The 8,954-nt window shown below is 58.5% G+C and carries 8 protein-coding genes and 2 pseudogenes; 9 read left to right on the forward strand and 1 reads right to left on the reverse strand.

The annotated features are described in order from the left end of the window. Window positions 1-192: pseudogene (locus F591_RS32495) on the reverse strand (ISL3 family transposase); the annotation flags it as partial. A 153-nt stretch (window positions 193-345) separates the two neighbouring features. On the opposite strand from F591_RS32495, the gene prmA reads away from it, so the two are divergent. The 9 genes and pseudogenes from prmA to F591_RS31005 form a co-directional block, all read left to right on the forward strand. Continuing rightward, complete coding sequence (gene prmA, locus F591_RS0126065) at window positions 346-1,332, forward strand: 50S ribosomal protein L11 methyltransferase (RefSeq protein ID WP_019537506.1); 987 nt, start codon at window positions 346-348, stop codon at window positions 1,330-1,332. A gap of 6 nt (window positions 1,333-1,338) precedes the next feature. Then, window positions 1,339-2,022: a site-2 protease family protein gene (locus F591_RS0126070; RefSeq protein WP_019537507.1), complete on the forward strand. Its 684-nt coding sequence runs from the start codon at window positions 1,339-1,341 to the stop codon at window positions 2,020-2,022. A gap of 160 nt (window positions 2,023-2,182) precedes the next feature. Beyond that, window positions 2,183-2,947 carry a 16S rRNA (uracil(1498)-N(3))-methyltransferase gene (locus F591_RS0126075; RefSeq protein ID WP_019537508.1) on the forward strand — a complete coding sequence of 255 codons (765 nt, stop codon included), beginning with the start codon at window positions 2,183-2,185 and terminating at the stop codon, window positions 2,945-2,947. Then, window positions 2,947-4,308, forward strand: coding sequence for a tRNA (N(6)-L-threonylcarbamoyladenosine(37)-C(2))-methylthiotransferase MtaB (mtaB, locus tag F591_RS0126080; RefSeq protein WP_019537509.1), 1,362 nt, complete (start codon window positions 2,947-2,949; stop codon window positions 4,306-4,308). Before F591_RS0126075 ends, mtaB begins: the two co-directional genes overlap by 1 nt. Window positions 4,309-4,455: 147 nt before the next feature. Further along, window positions 4,456-4,896: an NUDIX hydrolase gene (locus F591_RS0126085; RefSeq protein ID WP_019537510.1), complete on the forward strand. Its 441-nt coding sequence runs from the start codon at window positions 4,456-4,458 to the stop codon at window positions 4,894-4,896. Then, window positions 4,893-5,582, forward strand: a complete 690-nt coding sequence (gene deoC / locus F591_RS0126090; protein WP_019537511.1) for a deoxyribose-phosphate aldolase — start codon at window positions 4,893-4,895, stop codon at window positions 5,580-5,582. Before F591_RS0126085 ends, deoC begins: the two co-directional genes overlap by 4 nt. Window positions 5,583-5,683: 101 nt before the next feature. After that, on the forward strand, window positions 5,684-7,048 hold the full coding sequence (locus tag F591_RS0126095; protein WP_019537512.1) for a class I SAM-dependent rRNA methyltransferase: 1,365 nt from the start codon (window positions 5,684-5,686) through the stop codon (window positions 7,046-7,048). A 216-nt stretch (window positions 7,049-7,264) separates the two neighbouring features. Beyond that, entirely contained in the window at window positions 7,265-7,858 is a 594-nt protein-coding gene (locus F591_RS0126100; RefSeq protein ID WP_019537513.1) for a nitroreductase family protein, read from the forward strand. A 913-nt stretch (window positions 7,859-8,771) separates the two neighbouring features. Next, window positions 8,772-8,954: pseudogene (locus tag F591_RS31005) on the forward strand (IS1380 family transposase); the annotation flags it as partial.

Below are 8,954 nucleotides of genomic sequence, written 5' to 3' on the forward strand. Positions count from 1 at the left end.
AGCATGCCGAATTTTCCGGGTTTGGTTGCTGCCTTTGCGAATGACCGAACGATCCGAACGGCAAATGGCGCAAGCCTGCTTGCGTGACTTTGGAACAACCTGAATATGGATCGTTTGCTCATCAATTTCCACAATCTGTTGAACATTTACCTCTGGTAAATTGACTAAAAGATCAGTATACTGGTTGTGCATCTGTCATTCCTCGAGTTGGATTGGTCGCACAACCATCTTATGGAATGTACAGATGTTTTTCAATTTTGGCTCTACATGTTGTCAAGCACTATGTTTGGTATAGAGCCCTGTTTGTTATGTGTATTTTGCGAATAACGGCAGGAGGTTGCGCTGGTGCGTTGGTTTGAAGTGACAGTTCATACGGCCGATGAAGCGGTCGAAGCGATTGCGAATGTGATTCACGAATGGGGAGCCGGAGGCGTCTCCATTGAAGAGGCGGACAACCCGGACAAGCCGCGGGATACGTCGCTCGGGCAGTGGTACGAGCTTCCGCCGAGCACGATTCCCGCAGGATGCGCGGTGATCAAAGGTTATTTTGCCGAAGGCACGGACATCGATCTGATCCGGGATAAGCTGAAGCGGTTTTTGAGCGAGCTGCCCGAATTCGGGCTCAATCCCGGGGAAGCGGCGATCGAGGTGCGCGAGGTCGACGACGAGGATTGGGCGAACGCCTGGAAGCAGTATTTCAAGCCGCTGCGCATCACCGAGCGGCTGACGATCAAGCCGACCTGGGAAGCGTACGAGCCGGAATCGCCTGAGGAGCAAATCATCGAGCTCGATCCCGGCATGGCGTTCGGCACGGGGACGCATGCGACGACGGCGCTTTGCCTGCGCACGCTGGAGCGGGTCATTCGCGAAGGGGACGACGTGATCGATGTCGGCACCGGGTCCGGCGTGCTCGCGATCGCCGCGGCCAGGCTTGGGGCCCGGCATGTGCTGGCGCTCGACCTCGATCCGGTCGCCGTTTCCAGCGCTACGGAGAACGTGCGGCTGAACGGTCTTAAGTCCCGCATCACGGTCAAGCTGAGCGATCTGCTACAGGTGCTGGGCGAAGCGGCTTCCAAAGAGGCGGAGGGGCTTGGCGTCCGCTGCCCGGTGCGCGTCGTCGTAGCCAACATTTTGGCGGAAATTATCGTCAAGTTCGTGAAAGATGTATACGATGTGCTCGAGGATGGGGGCAAATACGTTGTCTCCGGCGTCATTCGCGACAAGCGGGCGATGGTTGAGGCTGCGCTGAAGGAAGCTGGCTTTGCCATCGAGGAAGGCTCCGAGGAAGAAGACTGGGTCGCGATCGTGGCGACGAAGCGCCCTGGGAGCTGATGCCAGATGGAGTGGAGTTTTTTCGCGTTTCCGCTGGAATATTTGCCGTTCGTCTTTATCGTGCTGCTGATCGGGTTCACGGTGCACGAATTCGCCCATGCCTGGCTGGCGGACAAGTTCGGCGATCCGACGCCCCGTTCCATGGGACGGGTCACCTTGAATCCGCGGGTGCATCTGGATGTGCTCGGCATGATCTTTTTTCTGCTGATCGGCATCGGCTGGGCGAAGCCGGTGCTGGTCAACCGCTCGCGGTTTCGCCGTCCGCGCGCGATGGGAATCGCCGTATCCGCCGCAGGGCCTCTCAGCAACCTGCTGCTGGCGTTCGTCAGCATGCTGCTCTGGTATTCGCTGTATCAGACGCATCTGCTGGATAGCGCGTCGCGCGGCATCGTGGTGGCCGTTCAGTTGTTCTTTTACCTGATGGTCGCGCAAAACATTTTCCTGTTTATTCTTAATTTGCTGCCGCTGCCGCCGCTGGACGGCTACCGAATTTTGGAGGACCTGTTGCCAAGGCGCGTCATGATGAAGATCAAGCCATACGAGCAGTGGCTGTTTTACGGCATTTTGCTTATGTTTTTTATCCCGCCGCTGCGCGCGGTCACGATCGGACCGGTGTTCTCGCTGCAAAATGATGTATACGACGCGTTCATGCGGGTCGGGCAGTCTATCTTCGGGTTCGCTATTCATTAAACTGGCAGGGCAATAGCCCGAGCGCAGCAATCATTGGCAGCGCCGGCTTTCCTGTGGAAAAACTGGCGTTTTGCCTTTAAAAAATGTATGATGAAAATAATTGATTCGTTTGCATACAGGCTTACCAAAACATGTTTATTGTATAGAAGGTTGATGCTTAGTGCAGCGGTATTTTGTAGCGCCGGACCGGTTTGAGGACGACCGCGTCGTGCTGGAAGGCGAGGATGCCCATCATTTGTCCCGCGTGCTGAGGGCGCAGCCGGGCGATACGTGCATCGTCAGCGACGGCGTATCGAAGGAAGCGCTCGTTGCCGTCGTCGCGGCCAGCAAGGAGCGGGTGGAGACGAAGGTCGTCGAATGGCTGGCGATGACGAGCGAGCCGGCTGTGGACGTATGGATCGCCCAAAGCCTGCCCAAAGGCGACAAGATGGAGCTCGTGATTCAAAAAGGAACCGAAATTGGCGCCGCCCGGTTCATTCCGTTCGTCTCCGAGCGCACCATTGTGCAGCTCGAGCCGAAGAAGGAAGCGAAGCGGCTGGAGCGGTGGCGCAAAATCGCCAAGGAAGCCGCGGAGCAGGCGCACCGCAACCGGATTCCCGAGATCGAGGCGCCCGTTGGCTGGAAGGAGCTCCTGAAGCTCGCCGCGGCGGCGGATGCCTCCTTCCTGTGTTACGAGAAGGAAGACAAGCAGCAGCTGCGGAAGCTGATTCGCGAGGTGCTGGACGGGCGGCCGGACGCGGCGGCGCGTATTCTGCTCATCGTCGGGCCGGAGGGCGGCTTTACGGAAGCCGAGGCGCGCGAGGCGGAGGCGGCGGGCTGCCGCACCGTTGGCTTGGGCAAGCGCATTTTAAGAACGGAGACGGCCGCGCTGGTCGGTCTTACTTGCATTTTATACGAATCTGGAGAGATGGGAGGGGCAACGTAATGCCTACAGTAGCGTTTCACACGCTTGGATGCAAAGTGAATTTCTATGACACCGAAGCGATCTGGCAGCTGTTCAAGCAGGAAGGCTACGAGCAGGTCGATTTCGAATCGACGGCGGACGTATACGTCATCAATACGTGTACGGTGACGAACACCGGCGACAAGAAGAGCCGGCAAATGATTCGCCGCGCGGTGCGCCGCAACCCGGATGCGATCATTGCCGTCACCGGCTGCTATGCGCAGACGTCGCCTGCCGAAATTATGGCGATTCCCGGCGTCGATCTGGTGATCGGCACGCAGGACCGCGACAAAATCATGACGTACGTCAAGCAGCTCGAGCGGGAGCGCCAGCCGATCAACGCTGTCCGCAACATCATGAAGACGCGCACGTTCGAGGAGCTGGATGTGCCGGATTTCGCCGACCGCACGCGGGCTTTCCTGAAAATTCAGGAGGGCTGCAACAACTTCTGCACGTTCTGCATCATCCCATGGTCGCGCGGGCTCATGCGCAGCCGCGAGCCGGAGAGCGTCATCCGCCAGGCGCGCATGCTGGTGGAAGCCGGCTACAAGGAGATCGTCCTGACCGGCATTCATACGGGCGGTTACGGCGAGGATATGGAGAACTACAGCCTTGCCCAGCTGCTCTGGGATTTGGACAAGGTGGACGGCCTGAAGCGAATCCGCATCAGCTCCATCGAGGCAAGCCAAATCACGGACCCGGTGCTCGAGGTGCTGAACGCCTCGGACAAAATGTGCCGCCATCTCCACATTCCGCTGCAGGCGGGGGACGATGCGGTGCTGAAGCGAATGCGGCGTAAATATACGGTGGCCGAGTATGCGGAGAAGCTGGAGCATATTCGCCGGGTCATGCCGGGCGCGGCCATTACGACCGACGTCATCGTCGGTTTTCCCGGCGAGACCGAGGAGATGTTCCGCAACGGTTATCGGTTCATGGAACAGATGCAGTTTTCCGAAATGCACGTATTCCCTTATTCCAAACGGACAGGCACGCCTGCCGCGCGGATGGAGGACCAGATCGACGAGGAGCTCAAAAACGCCCGCGTCCACGAGCTGATCGATTTGTCCGAACGGATGCAGCTTGCCTATGCGCAGCGTTTTGTCGGTCAGGTGCTGGAGGTCATCCCTGAGAGGGATTATAAAGGCAGCCCAGGCCAAGGTCTCGTGATGGGGTATACGGACAACTATTTGCAGTTGGTGTTCGAAGGCAGCGAGGATTGGATCGGCCAAGTGTGCAAGGTCGAGCTGACGGAAGCCGGCGTGAACGAATGCCGCGGCCGCCTCGTCGAGGCACCGGCGGCTTCGCCGCTGACCGTATCCGGTGCGACCAAAGCGATCGTATAACTTCTTCACTTGAGAGGATTTCATTCCGGACGGCCGGATGAGATCCTTTCGTTTCAAATAAAGAGTGACGGTCTATGACAAGCAACTGCTTCGTCGCCGGACGTCACCTTCGGTGTGGCATAGGACGATTTTACGGGGAAAGGAAGGATGAAAGTGAAAGAAATTTCAGCGGGAGGCGTTGTATACCGGAAGAACGGCACGGAATTGCAGGTGCAGATGATCCAGGATCGATACGGAAAAATTACGCTGCCGAAGGGCAAGATGGAGCCCGGGGAGACGATCGAGCAGACGGCGCTCAGGGAAATTTTGGAGGAAACGGGCATCGAAGGCACGATCATTCGGCCGCTGGAGACGATCACGTATCAGTTTACGCTGCCGGGAGTCGGAACGGTGGACAAGGAAGTGCATTACTATTTGGTCGAGGCGACAGGCGGCAAGCTGCAGGCCCAGGTGGAGGAAATTCGCGGCGTCGAATGGCTTCATCCGCTGGAGGCTTGGCATCAGCAGGTGCAGTCCGGCTACGGAAACAACGATTCCGTGCTGCGTAAGGCGCTGGAAGCGCTCGGCTTCGAGGTGAACGGAGCATGATGGCGGAGGCGTTCGACCGGAATCGGCTGCCGTCCATGATCGATCATACGCTTTTGAAGCCGGATGCAGGCGAAGCGGCGATCCGCAAGCTGTGCGAGGAGGCGGTGCGCTACCGCTTCCGCAGCGTCTGCGTGAACGGTACGTGGGTCGCTTTTTGCCGGGATATCGTACAGGGCACCGGGGTCGGCGTCGCCGCCGTCTGCGGCTTTCCGCTCGGAGCGGCGGAAACGTCGGTCAAAGCGAGGGAGGCGGCTGTTGCCGCAGAGCAGGGCGCTTCGGAGATCGACATGGTGCTGCAGGTCGGCAGGCTGCTGGCTGGCGAGGAAGAGGCGGTGCGGCGCGATATCGAGGCAGTCGTCCGCGCGGTGGAGGGACAGGCGATCGTCAAGGTCATTATGGAGACGGGCTTGCTGACGGAAGCGGCCAAAATCGCCGCCTGCCGGCTGGCCGTCCAGGCCGGAGCGCATTTTGTCAAGACGTCCACAGGCTTCGGCCCGGGCGGCGCGGACGTTCGCGACATCGCCTTGATGCGGGCGAATGTGCCGGAAGGGTTCGGCGTCAAAGCTTCCGGCGGCATCCGCGATTTCAAGACGGCGCTGGCGATGATTCAGGCCGGGGCGAACCGGCTCGGAACGAGCGCGGGCGTGGCGATCATGAATGGGGCTTCGGGAGAAGCGGCGTATTAAGGCGTATTCATACATATATTTCACATCAATTGGCTTGTGAATGAATACAGCGTATTCGGACCGTGGAAGGACATTCGACAGCAGGCGGAGGAACAGAACCGATGACAGTTTTTTTGCATAAAAAGCGCAAGAAGCGGCTTGAAGCCGGACATCCCTGGGTATTCCGTTCGGAAATCGAGCGGATCGAGGGAGAGCCGCCGGCCGGCGCGCTTGTGCCCGTCCATACGCACGCGGGACAATACTTGGCGACAGGCTACTATAATCCGGCTTCGCAAATTACGGTCCGCATCGTCTCCCGGGAACCGCTGGAAGAGATGACGCACGACTTTTTCGTGCAGCGGCTGCGGCGCTGTCTGGCGCATCGCGAGCGGTTCGTGCCTGGCGCCCGCTCGTACCGGCTCGTTTACGGCGAGGCGGACTTTTTGCCAGGGCTGATCGTCGACCGGTTCGAGGACATCCTTGTCGTGCAACTGCTGACGCTGGGGATGGACCGGGTCCGGGAGCGGATCGTATCGGCCTTGGTGGAAGTCGTCCGTCCGGCGGGCATTTATGAGCGAAGCGACGCCTCGGTCCGCGAGCTGGAAGGGCTTAAGCCGCGAACGGGACTGCTGTACGGGGAATGCCCGCAAACGGTGACCATCATGGAGAACGGGCTGCAGCTCGAGGTCGATATCGTCGAAGGGCAAAAAACGGGCTATTTCTTCGATCAGCGGGAAAATCGCGCCTCGCTCGAACCGCTGATGAAGGGCTGGGGGCGCCGCAGCGGCATTGAGGTGAGGGAGCTGACGGCAGACGACGGGAGCGTCAGGCGCGTGCCGGTGAACGCGAACGGCAAGGAAGTGACGTTTCCTTACTGGGACGGGGCGACGGTGCTGGAATGCTTCGCCCACACCGGCAGCTTCATGCTGCATGCCTGCAAGTACGGCGCGAAGAAAGTAACCTGCCTCGACATCTCCGAGCATGCGATCGCCACGGCCCGGCGCAATGCCGAGGCGAACGGCTTTGCGGACAGAGTCGAGTTCGTCGTCGCCGACGCCTTCGATTATTTGCGCGAGCAGGTGAAGGGGCTGGAGCTGCGGCGGGAGCGCGGACAGGCGGACCGCCGCAAGGTCGACACCTCGCAGCCGCTCGGTGCGGGCGGCCGGACGTGGGATGTCGTCATCCTCGACCCGCCGGCGTTCGCCAAATCGCGAAGCGCGGTTCAAGGGGCTTGTCGGGGCTACAAGGACATCAATCTGCACGGCATGAAGCTGGTCAACGAAGGCGGATATTTGGTTACGGCCAGCTGCTCCTATCATATGAAGCCCGATTTGTTCCTTGAGACGATCCACGCCGCTGCCGTCGATGCCGGCAAGGTGCTGAGGCTGGTGGAATTTCGCGCCGCCGGCAAAGACCATCCGCGGGTGCTCGGCGTGAGCGAAGGCGATTACTTGAAATTCGCCATCTTTGAAGTGACGAGCCGATAGCTTCTGACGCGAGCGGGGGCCGCACGGCTCCCGCTGCCTTCGCCTTTGGCCCCGGATGTTTGCTGCAGGCGGGGACGCGGGCCATTGTCATCAGGAAAGCACGGGACAATCTACCGACGGGTGATATCAACGAGTGGTATCGACGAGTGATATCAACGAGTGGTATCGACGAGTGATATCAACGAGTGATATCAACGTGGAGAGGAGAATTGACAAATGAGCGAAACGACTAGTGAGAGCGTATGGGAAGCGATTCGCGGGAGACGAAGCGTCGGGCGGGTAAAGAGCGACCCGGTCAGCCGCAAGCTTGTCGAACGGCTGCTGGACGCTGCCAATTGGGCGCCCAGCCATCACGGAACGGAGCCGTGGCGGTTCGTTGTGCTGACAGGCAAAGGCCGCTCGGTGCTGGGCGAAGCTTATGCGGACATTGCAGCGGAGAATGCAGGCAGCGCGGATGCGGAACAGCTCGCGTCGCTGAGGGCCAAGCAAGCGGCCAAAGCGTTTCGCGCTCCGGTCGTGATCGCCGCTTACGTATCGCCGTCGGCGCAGCCCGGCATCAGCCGCGCCGAGGAATTCGCCGCCGCCCACGCAGCCGTCCAAAATATGCTGCTGGCTGCGCATGCGCTTGGCCTCGGCGCGATTTGGCGCTCCGGCGAGCCGATGTACCATGCGCGGATGAAGCAGGCTTTCGGCTTAGCCGAGCATGAAGAGATGGTAGGGCTCATCTATGTCGGCTATCCGGATATGGCGATCCCGGAAGGCAGACGGAAACCGGTCGCGGCCAAGACGCGCTGGATCGGAGACATGTAAGCGGACGGCGGCGGAATGCTTCGTCCTGGGCGTATTGCCTGGGCAATAATTGCGGGCGGAGGCTGTCCGCCTCCGCATCTTTTCCCTCCCGAGGCAAGCAGAACCGTAATTTGCACTGCAAAGGGCCATTCCGGGACAACGTTTTCTCGGCGCTTCCGGAAAAAAAGTTCGACTTCGATAAAGCGTTAATGTGTTAAACTGAAATGTGGCTTCCTGTCCCGGGCAACACTGCCGCTCAAGCGCAGCCCCGCTCATCTGGTGAATGTGCTTTCGATCAAAGCTTCTCTTCATGCTCGCTAGTAATGCTCGCTAGCCTAGGGTGCAGTTTTGCCGGGCGAACCCTAAGCTAACGCTAGCCTCAGAGCTTATTTCCCTCGAAACCAGCGATTTGAAATGGTAACGCAAGTGAGCAGCCTTATTTCGCATTTTGAGCTGCCAGATTCAGCGTTTTTGACAAAATAGCGCTACCCAGTTGCCTTACATGTTAAAAAGGCTGCGTTTCAGCAAAATGGCGTTTGTCACTGGCGTTAGAAATTCGGAAGCATCGGCAGGAGCGCAGGAAGGAACATTTTGGAAGGGGCTGCGCACCGTCACCCGCGGTATTGAAATTTTGTCGGCGTATACCAACCACGCGGGCCCTGAGCTATTTTGCAAGTATAGAAGCTTCAAACCCCTCATCTCACCCATAGGAACGAAAAACAAACTTATTCCTCCTTGCATGGTCCCCCTGAGACGAATCGCGAATAAAATCCATTAAACATTTTGCATTAACGGACGAACCTGGAATCGGAACGATTTATTTTAGCCTGAATTTCGAAAGTATCGCTTCTTGAAAATATGAAAAGGGCTCCGAATCTTTGGTAGAATGGTGTTTGCAAGGAACACTACACCCAAAGAGAGGAGCACCTTTTAGGTGAAGTCTACCACAACGATCAGCAAAATCAAAACTGCATTTTCACTACAAAACGCAACGAGTTGCGGTGGCATCAAAATCTTCCTGGCCTTTCTCGAAAAAATCAAACTGCCGGAGGCGATGTGCAGCCTCTCCGGCGGCAAAGCGCGTAACTCACTCTTCCCCGTTTACCGTATTCTGCTC

It is taken from the genome of Paenibacillus ginsengihumi DSM 21568 (assembly GCF_000380965.1).
GTDB lineage: Bacteria > Bacillota > Bacilli > Paenibacillales > NBRC-103111 > Paenibacillus_G > Paenibacillus_G ginsengihumi.